This is a genomic window from Flavobacterium aquiphilum (genome assembly GCF_027111335.1).
Taxonomy (GTDB): Bacteria; Bacteroidota; Bacteroidia; order Flavobacteriales; family Flavobacteriaceae; genus Flavobacterium; species Flavobacterium aquiphilum.
This window is the reverse complement of the sequence record NZ_CP114288.1, coordinates 2161928-2178743: the sequence shown is the minus strand read 5'-3', so window position 1 is coordinate 2178743 and position 16816 is coordinate 2161928. Positions and strand designations below refer to the sequence as shown.

8 protein-coding genes and 1 other RNA gene are annotated in these 16816 nt (G+C 35.4%); 3 read left to right on the top strand and 6 right to left on the bottom strand.

Annotation, left to right across the window (positions count from 1 at the left end):
• The first annotated feature begins 414 nt into the window (after positions 1-414).
• The 3 genes from OZP12_RS09050 (at position 415) to OZP12_RS09040 (ending at position 3755) form a co-directional block, all read left to right on the top strand.
• Positions 415-1626 (top strand): serine hydrolase domain-containing protein, encoded by a 1212-nt coding sequence (locus tag OZP12_RS09050; protein ID WP_281228767.1) that lies wholly within the window; start codon positions 415-417, stop codon positions 1624-1626.
• Positions 1627-1752: 126 nt separating this feature from the next.
• Positions 1753-2149, top strand: a transfer-messenger RNA (tmRNA) gene (ssrA, locus tag OZP12_RS09045).
• A 301-nt stretch (positions 2150-2450) separates the two neighbouring features.
• Positions 2451-3755 carry a site-specific integrase gene (locus OZP12_RS09040; protein WP_281228766.1) on the top strand — a complete coding sequence of 435 codons (1305 nt, stop codon included), beginning with the start codon at positions 2451-2453 and terminating at the stop codon, positions 3753-3755.
• Positions 3756-4171: 416 nt separating this feature from the next.
• On the opposite strand, the gene OZP12_RS09035 is transcribed toward OZP12_RS09040, so the two are convergent.
• The 6 genes from OZP12_RS09035 to OZP12_RS09010 all read right to left on the bottom strand — a co-directional run bounded on the left by OZP12_RS09035 (position 4172) and on the right by OZP12_RS09010 (position 16807).
• Complete coding sequence (locus tag OZP12_RS09035) at positions 4172-5326, bottom strand: DUF6443 domain-containing protein (protein ID WP_281228765.1); 1155 nt, start codon at positions 5324-5326, stop codon at positions 4172-4174.
• Between the two features lie 70 nt (positions 5327-5396).
• On the bottom strand, positions 5397-10013 hold the full coding sequence (locus OZP12_RS09030) for a beta strand repeat-containing protein (protein WP_281228764.1): 4617 nt from the start codon (positions 10011-10013) through the stop codon (positions 5397-5399).
• 1369 nt (positions 10014-11382) lie between these two features.
• Positions 11383-11847, bottom strand: coding sequence for a hypothetical protein (locus tag OZP12_RS09025; RefSeq protein WP_281228763.1), 465 nt, complete (start codon positions 11845-11847; stop codon positions 11383-11385).
• A 67-nt stretch (positions 11848-11914) separates the two neighbouring features.
• Positions 11915-12118: a hypothetical protein gene (locus tag OZP12_RS09020; RefSeq protein WP_281228762.1), complete on the bottom strand. Its 204-nt coding sequence runs from the start codon at positions 12116-12118 to the stop codon at positions 11915-11917.
• A 171-nt stretch (positions 12119-12289) separates the two neighbouring features.
• A complete protein-coding gene (locus tag OZP12_RS09015) occupies positions 12290-12703 on the bottom strand; it encodes a DUF3997 domain-containing protein (protein ID WP_281228761.1) in 414 nt (137 codons plus the stop codon).
• A gap of 39 nt (positions 12704-12742) precedes the next feature.
• Positions 12743-16807, bottom strand: a complete 4065-nt coding sequence (locus OZP12_RS09010; protein WP_281228760.1) for a DUF6443 domain-containing protein — start codon at positions 16805-16807, stop codon at positions 12743-12745.
• Positions 16808-16816 lie beyond the last annotated feature (9 nt).

The window sequence follows — 16816 nt, the reverse complement described above, 5'->3', positions numbered from 1 at the left end:
TTTAAATATTTAAAAATATAACTTTATATTAATCATTTGTTACAAACATAACAAAATATTTTTGAAATAATTTCATTCTATCGATTTAATTCAAAAAATCAATAAAAATAGTGCAATCCAAACTTTTGAGCAAAACATAATAACAAATATGCTCTTTTTGACAATAATAAATTCCAAACAGAAAATCCGTTCTATATAATTAAGAGCCTGTTTAAGTGTTACAAAATCTTCAATAAAATCAGTTCTATTTTTATATTGAACTAATAAAAACAAAACTGTAATCAATTTCCCCTTTCTCAAAAATACTGTTCATCAATAAGATAAAAACCGATTTCAAAAAAAAGTTAAATTTTAAAAAAAACTATAAATCATACGTTTTTGTTTCTATATATTTGCTTTTCAAGTACCACAAAAATGAATTTGACAAAAAAGGCAATTATACTAAACATCCTGTTCCTAAATTTACTAGTAGGTTCATGTAAAAACGAGATTAAACACGTAGAAAAAGCGGAAATTAAGGACGCTGATCTTCCCAAAAACGTATTACCTAAAATGAAGCCTTTGGTGAATGAAAAGCCAAAACTCACCGCTTCTTATATAGCCGAAAAACATAAAGAAATAGACTCTTTTTACAATAAAAACTGGCCTAATAATAGCATGAACGGTAGTTTTCTTGTTGCCAAAAATGGCCAGATTATCTATGAAAAATACGAAGGTTATGCTAACCTAAGAGACAAAACTCCTATAACAGCTGATACACCTATACATATTGCATCGGTAAGTAAAGTGCTTACCGCGACTGCTGTTTTAAAATTAGTCAATGCCAAAAGAATTGACCTGGATAAAAAAGTTACCGACTATCTCAAAGAGTTTCCCTATCCAGAAGTAACTGTGAGAATGTTACTCGACCATAGAAGCGGGATGCGCAATTACGCCTATTTCACTGATCGTGACAAAACCGTTTGGGACAGACATAATACGTTGACCAACCAAGATATTTTAACCATCATGGGAACGAAAAACATTGGTTTGGAACAAAAAACAGGTACCCGATTTGCCTATTGCAACACCAATTATGCAATGCTGGCTTTGATTATTGAAAAAGTTACTCAAAAGTCGTATAGAGACGCAATGGCTGAAATCATTTTCAAACCATTAGGAATGACGCATACTTTTGTCCTTGATTTTGACAAAGACAAACATAATGTAGCCCCTTCCTATAAAGCCAACAGAGTGGAAATAGGAATTGATTATCTTGACAAAATTTATGGAGATAAAAACATTTACTCTACTCCTAGAGATTTGCTGAAATTCGACAGAGCAAGAAATTCACCCTCCTTCTTAGAACCCGATTTACTTGCCCAAGTATATACAGGATACAGCAACGAACGAAAAGGTACCAGAAACTACGGACTAGGTATTCGAATGATCAATTGGGAAAATGGCAAAAATTTCTACTACCATAACGGTTGGTGGCATGGCTTTACCTCATCATACATTCCTTTGAAAGACGAAAATGTTACCATAATCGCCTTATCTAATAAATTCAATAGAAGCACTTATGCTGTTAGAAAAGTATCTGTATTATTTGGAGATTATCCATTTAAGGTAAAAGATATTGAGTAGGTCTTTGAAAACAGATAAGAGAAAAAAGATATAGATATTATTTTCAATGCTTATATCTATTGACATTGCTAATAAATTAAGCTATATTTGCAAAAGATTTTCTTTTCAACCAAAAATCTAAAAAATGGGGTCGACTGGTTTTGACAGCAAGTCGAATTGAAAAGTAAGCACGTCGAGAACTGGGATAATTCTCGTAAATAAAAGGTCTCAAACTTTTTACACGGCGAAGGAAACTACGCTCTTGCTGCATAATCTGAATTATAGTAAGATTAGCCTCGTCCTACAAGGTAGGAAAGCAGGATTTACCTCGAAAGCTTTGGTTTATAGCGGTCGGTTCAGGTAAATCGTAAAGATAAACCTAGATCTCCACAAGCTTCGGGTGGGTTTCGAAAATTAAGAAGCTAAGCAAAGAGCGGTTGTTCCTGACCTAACTCAGCGTCGAAAACCCATTCAGGAAATAAGCGTGTAGAAAGCTCTTTAGTTGCTTGTTTGGACCCGGGTTCGATTCCCGGCGATTCCACTGGGACAGTTTAAAGCCAACTTTACAAAGTTGTCAAAAACGCAAAAAATGTCTCGAAATCCTTTAAAAGCCTGCAAATTTTAAAAATTTGCAGGCTTTTTTATTTTTCCAATAACTATCAAAATTTTCAAAAGTGCTCCAAATTTTTATGGCAAAACTGTGGCACTTTGCTTCTGGAAAAAAAAGTGCCACAGTTTTGCCATAAAAAAGCACTTAACAAACTGATAGACAACATGTAAAACAACTTAACATCTTGACTAAAGAGCGACATAATTCTATATTTATTAATTTAAAAAAGTGAATTATGTTAGAAAGCAGCTTTGGGCTATGTTTCTTTTTGAAAACGCCCAGAAACAAATCAAAAATCAGATATATTTATCTGAGAGTAACAGTAGATGGAATACCAAAAGAAACATCCACTAAGAGGACTTGGGACATTCAGAGATGGGATCCCAAAACAGAAAGAGCAACAGGAAATAAAGAAGATGCCAGGGCGTTAAATCATTTTCTAGATGCTATATCGAGTAGGATCAACCAATTCAAAATGGATTTAATTTACAATGAAAAATCAATTTCTGCACAACGGATTATTGATTTTGTTTTAGGAAGATTAACTTCCAAAGCAATGCTTCTTGAAGAATTTAAAAAGCATAATGACGAGATGCTAGCATTGGTTCCGCAAGATTATGCTTTGGCAACACACAAACGCTACGAGACAGCAAGAATTCATGCAAAAGAATTCGTAAAATACAAATATGCTACTGAGGATATTGAATTCAGGGATCTGGATTATGATTTTATCATTAGCTACGAATTATATCTTAAGACTGAACGGAAATGTGTAAATAATTCAGTCTTAAAATATATTGCATGCTTAAGAAAGGTGATAAACAGGGCAATCGACAAAGATATAATTGCACAGGATCCTTTCAGGGCATTCAAACGCAAAATGACGAAAACCGTCAAAAGACCACTCACAGCAACTGAATTACAAACACTCGAACAGATCAAAATTACGACCACAAGACTCCAAACTGTCCGAGATATTTTCGTTTTTCAGTGCTATACTGGTTTGGCCTATATAGACGCTTATCAACTTCGTAAAACAGATATAAAAGTAGGCATAGATGGACAACAATGGATAATGTCCGAAAGACAAAAAACTGGTTCTGTGACAAATGTTCCATTGCTTCCCAAAGCCCTCGAAATAATCGAAAAGTACAAAGAACATCCCCTCTGCCTTTCAAGAAACGCTGTCCTACCCGTTTCATCTAATCAAAAAATGAATGCATATCTTAAAGAAATAGCCGACTTATGTGGATTTACTTGTGAATTAAATACACATAAAGCTAGACGTACTTTTGGTAGTACAGTTACTCTTAATAATGATGTACCTATTTCTGTAGTAAAGGAAATGCTGGGGCACCAGTCAATCCGCCAGACTGAGTCGTATGCAATTACTACTGAGCAAACAATTGGCCGGGAAATGATGAACTTAGGAAGCAAACTAAGTAAAACTAGCTCTGCCATTCCCGATGAAGCACTGTCTATGATATCAAAACTAGAAAAAGAATTACAAAAACTAAAGGAACAATTTGGAATTAAATAAAATAAACAACCAACCTTAGTAATTCGGTTGGTTGTTTATTAATATAACAGAACTAGACGTTACAAAATATAATATTTAGTCCTTTAGTGCATTATGCTTATAAGTCATCTCATTAGCAAATAGCTTTCTTACATATTTTTTTAAATATTCTTGTCCATTGCTTGTGTTTTAAATTGCTTTCGATATTTGAGGAATTAATAAATTTTTCTAACTCCTTAGAACCATTACTTAATACAATTCTCATTACTTCCCTTCCCATTACAGCCAAAAGGCTCGTATGCTTTTGTTTTATTTCAGGAGCAAAGGTATCTCCGTGTTCTTAACGCAATAGCAAGGCCAAGCCTTTCAGGTTTGATAAAAAATCTCCACCCATCCGGGTTGTATTTTTTTACCAAAACCTTGCTATTGCTAAACACTCACCTCTTTATGCTCATGAAACAAAACATAGCATACTCCAACTTTACTTCATGACCTGAGTTTAGTTTCCAGCTGTTTCCCGGAGGCGCTTGTTTCAAAACACGGTCTAACGGCGAAGATTCAAACATTTTTTGACTATAAGGATTCAGAGTATTCTCATATTTTAGTGTATTGTAATACCCCAGTATGTCTGTAAGGGCATTTGACTGCATTAAACCGCCATTACCCGCAACAGCGTAAGGCAAATACTCTTTAGCTTGCCTGCCAATACTATCATACTCTATAGGAGTTACAATATCACTCGATTCAAACCCTTTAGTTAAACCTAAAATGCTGGCCTGATTACCATCCACTTTTTGTAAAACAGGGCAATAAAAATACTGACTAACATTGGTATCTGTTGCATAATATAAATAACTCCTGAAATAGGAATTCACTGTTGTGCTGCTCCATTTAAAGTCAGTTCCGCTTATTACCTTATTTCCTGCAATGTCATAAACACCACTTATCCCTGAATAGCCTCCCGTATATGTTGAAGGATGAATCATCCCAACCATCAGATACCAGGTATCTAAAGCTGGCAAATTTCCAACCCAAAAATAAGGATTCGAATTTGCACTACCATCCAAATTGACCACATTCTGTGTTCCATGATATGTTATCCCATTCTGTCCTCCGGTACGTTTTACCCAAACCGCATATTGATATGCCTTAGTTTTATCAATATTGACCAACGATGTATTCCACCCTCCATCTGCATCATTTGAAGCATCATTGACACACCTCCACAATCGATCGGTTTTTCCAAACGGATTTAAGCCATTAATTCTTATATTTTCTATAAGTTGTCCATTTTGAGAAAAAAAAGGTACAGCTCCACTACCTAATGTCCAATTATTTTTCCAATCCAACAGATTGTTATCTAGTTTATTGAAACCTTTGTTTATTCCTGTAGTTTGTTTTAATCTGCCAAGGCCGTCAAAATAACTAATACTTCTCTGAATATCACTTTTTAACAAAGTATTATAATTACTGCTTTGCACCGCTTTCTGAGGAACTTCGGTATATATAAAATTTTCATTACTGAATTGTTGTGCCTTAATACTCTTACCAACAAATAGAAACACAAACAATATGGTTAAATGTTTTGTCATATAATCTTATTTGATTATTAATTAAATATCTTAAAAATCTCTTAACACACTTTTTACTTACGATACATCATTAATTGGCATTGGACCAATAAGTCAATGTTCCTCCCGGGGTCAATGAATAAGCTAAAATAACATCGGAACCAGTTGTTCCATAATAAGTTCCAGACGCACCAACACTTCCGGGACTCACCATAGCATAATTAGTAGAAACAAATCGCTGTCCATATTGTGTAAAACTCCCTCCAATAGATAAACTGGTTCCATTTACTGTCACACTAGCCGTCCCTCCACCAGATGAAGTCGATGCGGATTCAAGCACTGCATAAACATAAATTGGAGACGATAAATTATTTAATACTGTACCATTCAGTGTAGATCCGGCAATTGTCGGATATGTACCTGAATTCTTATAAAATCCTAAAGACAAAGACTTAGTGGTCATTGCAGCTGAAGAAGAAAGACCATCCCCGGATGCGTTGTAAGCAAGCACCTGAATATTATAAGTGGTTGAAGAAGATAATCCCGATATAGAACTTGTTAGACCAGTCACCGTAGTAATATATGCCCCATTATTATATATTTTATAACCAGCGGCACCTGTAACAGCATTCCATGAAAAATTTAAAGATGATGTGGTAGAACTTGTCATGATTAGTCCTGTTGGAGCTGCCAAAATGGTAGACATTGAAACTGAAGAAGATAGATCACTGTCTCCTGAGCTATTATAAGCAAGTACCTGAACATTGTAAATAGTCGAAGGAGATAATCCTGACAAAGACCCTGTAGAAGTGCTAACAGTAGTTATGTAGACTCCATCTTTATATATTTTATAACCTATTGCATCTGTGATCGCAGTCCATGAAAAATTTAAAGTCGAAGCAGTAGCACTAACAAAAGTTAGCCCTGTTGGTGCAGCTGGCAATGTGCTCATAGACACGGCAGCACATAAAGCACCATCACCTGTACCATTACTAGCCAGTACCTGAATACCATAAGAAGTAGAAGTTGTCAATCCTGATAAAGAACCTGTTGTTGCTGGAGCTGTTACTGAATTTATATAGGTACCATTCTTATAAATTTTATAAACGTTAGTCCCTGTTACGCCTACCCATGAAAAGTTTATTGAAGTGGCAGTTGCACTATTTAGAGCCAAGCCTGTCGGTACTCCAGGAACAGGTTTCATGGAAACAGGAGCACACAGAACACCATCACCTCCTACATTGTAAGCGAGTACCTGAACAAGATAATCAGTTGAGGCTGTTAGTCCTGACAAAGAACTTCCTGTTATAGGAGCGGTCACCGAATTTACATAATTACCATCCTTATAAATCTTATAACCAATAGCACCCGCAACAGCTGTCCATGAAAAACTTACTGAAGTAGCAGTTGCGCTACTTAAAGCTAGTCCTGTGGGTTCTACAGGCACTGTACTCATCGAAACTGAAGAACATAAAGCACCGTCACCTCCATTACTATAAGCAAGTACCTGAATGTTATAAGCTGTAGAAGCAGTCAACCCTGATAAGGAACCTGTAGTTGAAGGGGCAGTTACTGAACTCACATAAGCTCCATCCTTATAAATCTTATAACCCGTAGCTCCCGTTACTGCAGTCCACAAGAAATTTATAGACGCGGTAGTTGCGCTGCTAAAAGCCAGTCCTGTTGGTACTCCCGGCAATGTACTCATCAAAACTGAAGTACATAAAGTACTATCTCCTGATACATTAGTAGCCAGTATCTGAACATTGTAACTGTTTCCAGCAGTTAATCCGGACAAAGAACCTGTAGTTGTTGGAGCAAATACTGAACTTATATAAGCTCCATCTTTATAAATTTTATAACCTGTAGCCCCGCTTACTGCTACCCAAGAGAAATTTATGGTAGTAGTAGCTGCACCACTAAAAGTCAATCCTGTAGGTACTCCCGGTAATGTACTCATCGAAACTGAATTACATAGAGTACCATCACCCGACACATTACTAGCCAATATCTGAATATTGTAACTGGTTCCAATGGTTAATCCTGATAAAGTACCTGTAGTTGTTGGAGCGGTCACTGAACTCATATAAACACCATCCTTATATATCTTATAACCCGTAGCCCCCGTTACAGTAGCCCACGAGAAATTTACAGTAGTAGTAGTCGCGCTACTGAAAGTGAGTCCTGTAGGTGCTCCAGGTAATGTGCTCATCGAAACTGAAGAACATAAAACACCGTCTCCAGATACATTACTAGCCAACACCTGAATGTTGTAAGCGGTTGAAGCAGTTAATCCGGACAAGGAACCTGTAGTTGTTGGGGCAGTTACCGAACTCACATAAACTCCATCCTTATATATCTTATAACCCGTAGCGCCCGTTATAGCTGTCCATGAGAAATTTATTGAAGTGGCTGTTGCGCTGCTAAAAGTCAGTCCCGCTGGTGCTCCAGGTAATGTACTCATCGAAACTGAAGTACATAATGCACCGTCTCCCGATGCATTACTAGCCAATATCTGAACATTGTAACTAGTGCCCACTGTCAATCCGGTTAAGGAACCTGTAGTTGTTGGAACGGATACCGAACTTACATAAGTACCATCCTTATAGATCTTATACCCTGTAGCCCCCGTTACTGCTGCCCAAGAAAAATTTACAGAAGCAGCTGTTCCACCGCTAAAGGCAAGTCCCGTAGGTGCTCCCGGTAATGTACTCATTGAAACAGAAGTACATAGAGCACCGTCACCAGATATATTACTAGCCAATACCTGAATATTGTAACTGATTCCGCTAGTTAATCCTGATAAAGAACTAGTAGTTGTTGGGGCATTTACCGAACTCACATAAACTCCATCTTTATATATTTTATAACCTGTAGCCCCTGTTACTGCTGTCCATGAGAAATTTATGGTAGTAGTAGTTGCACTACTAAAGACCAGTCCTGTAGGTGCACCAGATAATGTACTCATTGAAACCGAACTACATAAAGCACCATCTCCCGATACATTAGTCGCCAATACCTGAACATTGTAACTAGTCCCCACTGTCAGTCCGGTTAGGGAACCTGTAGTTGTAGGGGCAGTTATAGAACTCACATATGTACCATTCTTATAAATCTTATACCCTGTAGCCCCTGTTACTGCCGTCCAGGAGAAATTTACAGAAGTTGTAGTTGCATTATTAAACGTCAGTCCTGTTGGTGATCCAGGTAATGTACTCATTGAAACCGAACTACATAAAGCACCATCACCTCCAGTATTATATGCAAGTACCTGAATATTGTAAGCTGAAGAAGCAGTCAATCCTGATAGTGAACCTGTAGTTGTTGGAGCAGCAACCGAACTTACATAAGTACCATCCTTATAGATCTTATACCCCGTAGCCCCCGTTACTGCTGCCCAAGAAAAATTTACAGAACTGGCAGTTACATTACTTAAAATAAGTCCTGTAGGCGCTCCAGGTAATGTACTCATCGAAACCGAAGTACATAAAGCGCCGTCTCCCCCCTCATTAGTAGCTAATACCTGAACATTATAACTTGTCCCTGTACTAAGTCCGGTTAAGGATCCTGTAGTTACAGGCGCATTTACCGAACTCACAAATGCACTGTTTTTATAAATTTTATATGCTGTTGCTCCTGTAACTGCGTTCCAAGAAAAATTAACTGACGCTGTTGTGGCACTATTAAAAACAAGTCCTGTCGGAGTTGCTGGTAATCCTATACATATTCCATTTGCATTGGCAAAATTTTGACCATTAGTTTCTATCTCATTATCAGCTTGAGCATCTGCATCAGCCTGTGAAATTGTTGAGGAATAAATACCTGCAGGAACTGAATAGACATAAGATGATCCTGCTGTACCCCCAGAACAAAACTGTTTATTAAATGTTGCACTTTTATAAACATTTTTAAATGTTGTTACTGTGGTCGAACCTATGCTACAATCTGTTTGTTGACCTAAATAATTATAACAATATCTTTGCAACACATTAGAATCCATATCTTTTATATATTGCAACCTGTTAAAACTGTCATACTCGTAATAGGTAACTAGCCCTTTGGGATCAGTTACACTACTCATGCCTATAAGTGGAATATGTGTATAGGTTATAATAGTAGAATTTGCTAAACCTGAATTATTTCGCAAATTATTAATTGATGTTAAATTAGTTTCATCATAACCATCCAATGCAACTGTTGTAATTCCTAATGCCGTTGCTATTTGTGCATATGTTGCATTTTCTATTTTTGCTATCGGAAGCGTTTTATTATAACCCCAAAGAATGGTTGTAGAGATACCATTTTCTGGGGTATATTGTAAAATATTACCTTTAGCATCATATAAATCATATGTGCCTTTTTTCTCTGAACTTGTGCCTGCTGAGATACCTTTACCAGCAAATAAATATTTAGGGAGAATTAAATTACCAGTGCTGTTATCAGCAGCGTACTGCGTACTTTGACGGGCCAACAACTCTGTATTTTTGCGATTTTCAGTTACCAGTGGAATTCCAGTCATATTATTATTAACCATTGTAGTTTGGATAGGAACATCATTGGCATAATAAAAAGTCGTAGACAATTCATCTTCATTGCTATTCTTTATCGTACTCTTTCGCATTTTACCCTGACCATTATAAGAATAACTTTCTGTGGTAGAAAATTCTTTGCCTCCTAAATACTGTTTAGTTAATTTACCAGATATCATATTCCACTCTGAGATTATAGGATATGTATCATAAGAGAACTTGTGCTCTAAACCAGACTCAAAAGGAATATATTCTGTCTTTAATATAGGCGCTAAATTGCAAACCTCTGATTCCTGTACTATGCTTATTTTTTAATCTCTTATAGTCAAGTATTACTCCTCTATTTACTATTCACGCTAGAATAATATTAATAACTTCTTTAAACCTCGTTACATCAAAAGACTTTTACTACGGATGAATTTATCATGTACTATTTCGTCTCCGAAAATTCTGAAGAATTAATTAATATTTTGACTGAAGAACCCGTCGCATTGACCATCACTTTCAGAGCTAAATGGTGGCCGATTTAAAAAACAAAAACAGTAATCAAATTAACCTCCGTTTTTTCTTTTTTAAAAAATAATTCTTTCATCTGAAAAAATCTCTGTTCCAAAGCGATAAACAATTTTGTGAAGTTTTAAAATTATCGGAATTTTTATTTAAAGTATGACAGATATGAGTTGGAATATGTGCACAATCCTATGCCATGGGGAGGCAATAGGACATACTAAATCAAATAATTTAATAGTAGAATAATTTTTATAAGTAGGAAGTAGATTTATAAATCTAAATTTGTGCCTTTTGCTGACCTTCCTAGCAAAAGTTAGAGTACTTAGGTACAGAATTCATACAATCGCACATCAGATTAACAACTGCTAAAATAAAAGATTTTATCTACCAATTAAATTATGCATAATCTAATTCTAGGAAAAAAAATGTTTGGTTGTTCTAAATAACATTAGTATTATGTGTAGACTTTAGCAATTGTAGCAAGGAGGATGGCACTAACAATAATAGCAGTAGTAGCAATGTTCTTGTGGGAAAATAGAATTTTCAAGAGACTGACAATAAAGGCATTTATAATGTGAGTTATACTTTTAACAGTAATGGCACTATGTTGATTAACTATAGAAATGATTTGCTTAATGGACAATCTGTTGCTTATAGCTACAATAATGACACAAAAAAACTGACAGCCTGTCGAATTGTCCTTCAACTTGCATGGGTATCGAGTACAAAGTTCACAATTACAAACACTTATAACACACCTATAGTCTTACAAAAAAAACAAGTTATTTGATAAATATTTTCAGTTAGTTACATCGCTATTTTATAAAAACACCTATTCTGATACATTCCCCAACTGTATAAAACCAAAAGCCACTCCGTATAGAAGTGGCTTTTTTGAATCTCTTTGCTGGCACGGTTTACTATGTCTGTTCGCTATCGCTTGTGTGCAAAACCGCTATCGTTGACGACTTTATTTTTTCATTACCGAGCCTTCGGGGTATATAACTAACTCTGGAATATTATCTTAGTGTAAGGTAGTTAATTTCTTTCGATGTATCCGTTACCATAGGGATGAACTTTAGAGTAATTCAATGTGCCTACAGTGTAACAATTCTCATTTTCATAATAGGTCGTATTTGGAATACCCTTTTCATCTTGATACCAACTTGTTTTTATAATATATTTCGTAGTATCTAACCGAACATTAATAATTTTTGATTTATCATTTACTAACTGCCATCCCTTTTTTTTTCCCAACCAACATACACCTATTTCATCACCTAATTCTACAACCTCTGAAATATCTAATTTTACATAATTTTTCACAGGTTGAGTTACTACTTTACCTACTGCAATTATTCTTTCATTATTCCCATAATCGCTAAGTATTGATATTACCTGGGATTTGTCCTTCGAATATAAATAAATACAAGTACTCCTTTCATTTGAATCGCAATTAACAAATAACAGACATATTAATGTAGCGAAAAAAATTTTAATCATTTTTTTAAATAATAGTTTCAAATTTAATCTTTAAAAAAGTCAATTTTGTCATTTTCTCTATTCATATTTATCCTATCTTCCAACCGACCCTTTCTGCCTTTTGAGTAACAGGAGCCTCTGTACTAGTCCTAATAAGCATTTGTATCATCGGTCCCATTTGAGTTTCAACTGGTTGAAATGAAGAATTCTTATATGTCTCTAATGCATCAAAACCTAATCTTGCTGCACCCCAAGCAAGTCCAGCTCTACCAGCAACTATTCCAGCCCCCATGTTTCCAAAATCTCTAGCTGAATCACTACCAACTTTGAAACACTACCAAAAAGATGAGCATTACTGCTCATCTTTAAATTATCTATTTCTAAAATTCATTCAATTTCAAAAGGTTAGAATTCTAAAATCTCACATCACTAACTTTGAAACACTACCCAAAATCTGAAATATTTATTTCCTCTTCTTAAGTTTTATTTTTAAATCCAAATCGTAAGTTTTTTTAAAAAAACTTATTGAGTCCATTGCTTTCGCAGAATCATTGTTTGCACGTTTATCCACAATCCAATATTCAAAAGTCTTATTACCGTCTATCAATTCTTTTGTTTTTGCAATAATATAATTATCATCAAATCCATATTCAATAACTTCAGGAGGTATTATTGTCTTACCAAACTTTAAAGTTTTTTCAGGCTTTAAATTTAACAAGATTTGAGATTCATTTGCATCACCCAGATAATAATAATTTTGTCCTAACTCTTCAATATTATCAGCATGATTATAAACCGCTGTCTGATTAGTCGGATTATGTACACATGATAAAGTCACCATACCCAAAATATAAAAGGTGTAGAATTTAGCTTTCATTACAAAATATTTGAAATTGTTTATAGTTTGTTCCATATTTTATTTCCTTAAAGTTCCTGTTCCATACATAAAAACCTTAAAACCATGACTATCATCTAACCCTTTTAAAATTCTATCTCCCCAAACCAATCTATCCCTTTTAGAACTTGGTGGATTAGTATTGCTATGTTGATAATTTTTATCATGATAATCCCAATCATAAACATCCGAATATAACTGTACTGTTCCTTTTTGAGCATCTAAAAGTTTCATTTGAGTATTTCCTAATGCATAGGTTGTATAACGTGAGTTATTACTCGTATAATCTGTATAATCAAATAAATTAACATTTCCTTGAACCCCTTGAACCATATTATTCGAGCTTAATGACCCAAAATCCATTTTAGAAGAATCTAAATAAAGAGCATCATTAGGATTTGTACTGTCTTTTGTGTTTGGGTGGGCTTTAGCCCAAGAAACTCCCTCGTTGATTGTTACAACTCCATCATAATCTGGTCTATCTTTTAGTCCATTAAAATGGTTGAAAGCTTTAAGCTCTGCTTTATCACTAGTAAAAGCATCTTGACCAAGGTTTTTATCGGTAGCTTCTTCTGATGACATCCCTTGGGTAAAATCTTTTTTATTCATTACAATAGCCATACCTTGTAAACCTTTGTTATCTGTACCTAAAAAATTACCGTTAGGGTCATAAATTGGAGACTTAGCTTCCATTCCATCGGGGTCAATAAAATAAACAGGATTATCAAGAGCATAGGTATATGGGCTAAATCTACGAGATTTTTCTGCTAATGGATCAATATTCATCCAACGACCTAGAGCAGGGTCATAATTCCTTGCTCCATAGTCGTACATGTTAAGCCCCAGCTCGTCTTGGAGCTCTTTGCCATTGTACTTATACTTATTGTTCGTATTTACATTTGCTTCATTATATCCTCTCTGTTTTAATCCAAAAGGATAATAATTATCCTCCGAAAGAATATCGCCACTGCTTACTACTCCATTCTTATCCCCATCTTTATAGGCTAAACGAACATTACCCAAATGGTCTTTGTATTGGTAAATATAGTCAATATTCCCATTATTCCAATCCACATACCCCTGTGGTTGAGAGAAAAACTGCAGGTTTCCGTTAAAATATTGAAATCCGCTTGCATAGTCAGTAATGTTGCCATTTACCGTTTTACGCAATTTTGTTCCTGTGGCATCATAATCATAAGTGATTGTTCCTCCTGCCATTTGTATTGTAACGGGAAGATTTAGTTGATTATAGGAAATGTTTGCAATTCCCTTATTCATATCACTGGTCATATTTCCGTTGGCATCATAGCCATAATCAATCGAACTTACAACATCCTTGAATCCTTCGGCATACCCAGTAGCATCACTTACCTTGTTGAGTCGATTACCCAATAAATATTCGTACGTTAAATCATCAATCAGTCCATAATTGCCCGTCCCAAGAATTTGGTTTCCGTTTCTTTTCAATGTTTTTATATTACCATTCAAATCGTAACTTAAAACTTCAGAATACCTATTTTGATTGTCTGCAGCATTAGTCAATCGGTTTAAAGCATCATAAGTATAATTATAGCTTTTCAAACTGGTATCTTGATTGGCTGTTTTCCAAAAACTTTGGCTGATGTTCCCATTAAACAAAGGTGATGGAGCAGTAGAATCATTATAACTCAGTTTGAAACTGAACAGGTCATTCCCTATTGCATTAACATCATTGATCCCTTTCAGCCAGCCACGAACATTGTAAGTGTAATCGATAGTCTGCAAACGATTTTGATAAGTTTTTCCACCCACTCCCACACTAGAGAGCTGTCCAAGTTCATCGTAATTATTACTAACAATAACTTCCAGTGACTGTCCATTCACGGATTGGTCATGAATCAATAACCTGCCTGCATGGTCATATGAATAGTTGTCAATAATTGTAATATCAGCGTATCCCATTTTTTTATGCGTCGTAGTGGTTTGGTTTGGTTTGCCAATAAAATCAAGATCGCTGTTCACCATACTGGTTGTACCCAGAAAATTGTTTTTGCTGTAATTGCAAATAGCTCTTCCCTTGGTATCATAATAAATAACATTGGTGGTCCAATCGGATTTTCCCAAGATGCGAATTTTACTACCCGTTGCCAGTCCCTTGGCATTAGTGATAGGTGTAACTCCATAAATTGCCCCTCCAGAAGGAGCACCTGCGGGAATATCAAAGCCGTAATCGTCATAATAATTGATAGTAAACAAATCGATTCCTGAATTAGGAAAAGCAGTATTGCTGTAATACGCAATGGTTCCGTTTATACTATTGGCTCCCTGTTTGACTTCAAACTGTGCCGTATTACCATTGGCCAGACTTTGTACTGTAGCTCGATCCGCTCCATTTACATATTCGCCCGTATATACTACTCTACCAAAGGCGTCATATTTGGTAAACAGCCATTTATTCTGAATTTTCAGATTGGAATCTTGGGTAAGAATCGGACGGTCCAGTTTGTCATAAACAATATATTCCCATCCTTTTCCCGGAAGTTTTTTTTCTATCAGACGGTTTCTATTGTCATATCTGTATTGATAACACAAATTATTAAGTGTAGCATTATCAATAATGCCATTTGCCAAAGGAGGCAATACATAAGTTAAATTACCAAATATATCATAGACATAATACGTATCATGAGCAACCTGATTGTCATAAGTTCTTTTTAAGACCAAATGACCTTCTTTGTCTTTAAATTCCTCCGTTGTTCTGTCCTTATTATCAATTGGTTTCCAATTTTCGTCTTTGGTAATCATTTTGGATAATTGATTAATGACGTAGATCCCATCGTCTGCCAGAGAGGGATCTTCACTATTACCGTTAACAAACGATACACTGAAACGCCTTACTTGGTCCACACTACTATTGGCTTGGTAATCTAGTTTTATTTCATTCCCACTACCCCATTTCCAAGCATTGCCCGGAGCCGCTTGTTTTAATACCCTGTTGAGAGGAGAAGGCTCAAATTCTTTCTGCGAATATGGATTGACGGTGTTTTCATATTTGGAAGTATTATAAAAAGGGAAGATATCCTGTAGTGCATTGTTTCTGTATAATCCTCCATTATAGGTTTCTGCATACGATAAATACTCTTTTTCTTGTCTTCCATAATTATCATATCCAATAGGTGTGATTATATCTTGGTAATTACCCCCGGCAGCTATGGCTACTTTTTGCATCGGACGACCTAAACCATCAAAGTAAGTGATATTATCTAATTTTTGAGAAGTCGTTAACCCATCAACAGATGTTGAAGACATAGTTGGAGTAATTACACGAACATAATTTTCGTTTATTAATGGTGGGCTTTGCGGACATCCATTATTTGCTATACTGTAATCATTTGGACAGGTGTCCAAGTTATTGGACACAAAGTTCCCATAGGGTTTTGAACATGCCGAAACAGGACTGGAATTAGCGTCTCCAAATCCGTCGTTATCGGTGTCATAATACCAACTTTGTCCAGCAGTAACATTAGCGTTTTGATCATCACAGTCGGAATTGTTTGATACATAATTATAAACTGGCTGGTAGCAATCAGAAATCGGAATTGAATTTGAATCACCATATCCATCTCCATCATTGTCCTTATACCAATTGGTTATGCAACTTAAATCAATGGTAGAACTTAAAAAGAAATAGCTAAAATAGGGATGATTATTTGGATCCAAAGTGTAAATCACTAAATGGTTGTCTTCTATTTTGGCAAAATATCCTGTTTCTCCACTATTATTATAAATCGGCCCCAGTTCAATATTGGGTAGAGCCGGTGATATATTTATTGTAGCGATCGTTCCTGTTGTCATTGTTTGGTTGTAATCCCAGGAAGCGTCAATAAAGATCATCAAATAATTATTATAGACTTGAATTGTCCAGCTAGCTCCATCAGAAGTCCAATCATTTGAGTCAACCAAAAAACGAGATTCAAAACTTTGATAGTAATCCGGATATTGTGTATTTGGTGGAACTATTGGAAGACTACCATTATTGTGATTAATAGGTTTAGCATTGATACAATTGATACAAAACAAAAACAGAATAAGTAAGTATTTTTTCATGATTTAAAA

What these genes read in the sequence shown, in the direction of transcription:
- OZP12_RS09050 (WP_281228767.1), top strand. Translation starts at nt 415, where the DNA reads ATGAATTTGACAAAAAAGGCAATTATACTAAACATCCTGTTCCTAAAT.
- OZP12_RS09010 (WP_281228760.1), bottom strand. Translation starts at nt 16,807, where the DNA reads ATGAAAAAATACTTACTTATTCTGTTTTTGTTTTGTATCAATTGTATC.
- OZP12_RS09035 (WP_281228765.1), bottom strand. Translation starts at nt 5,326, where the DNA reads ATGACAAAACATTTAACCATATTGTTTGTGTTTCTATTTGTTGGTAAG.
- OZP12_RS09025 (WP_281228763.1), bottom strand. Translation starts at nt 11,847, where the DNA reads ATGATTAAAATTTTTTTCGCTACATTAATATGTCTGTTATTTGTTAAT.
- OZP12_RS09015 (WP_281228761.1), bottom strand. Translation starts at nt 12,703, where the DNA reads ATGAAAGCTAAATTCTACACCTTTTATATTTTGGGTATGGTGACTTTA.
- OZP12_RS09030 (WP_281228764.1), bottom strand. Translation starts at nt 10,013, where the DNA reads ATGATATCTGGTAAATTAACTAAACAGTATTTAGGAGGCAAAGAATTT.
- OZP12_RS09040 (WP_281228766.1), top strand. Translation starts at nt 2,451, where the DNA reads ATGTTAGAAAGCAGCTTTGGGCTATGTTTCTTTTTGAAAACGCCCAGA.
- OZP12_RS09020 (WP_281228762.1), bottom strand. Translation starts at nt 12,118, where the DNA reads ATGGGGGCTGGAATAGTTGCTGGTAGAGCTGGACTTGCTTGGGGTGCA.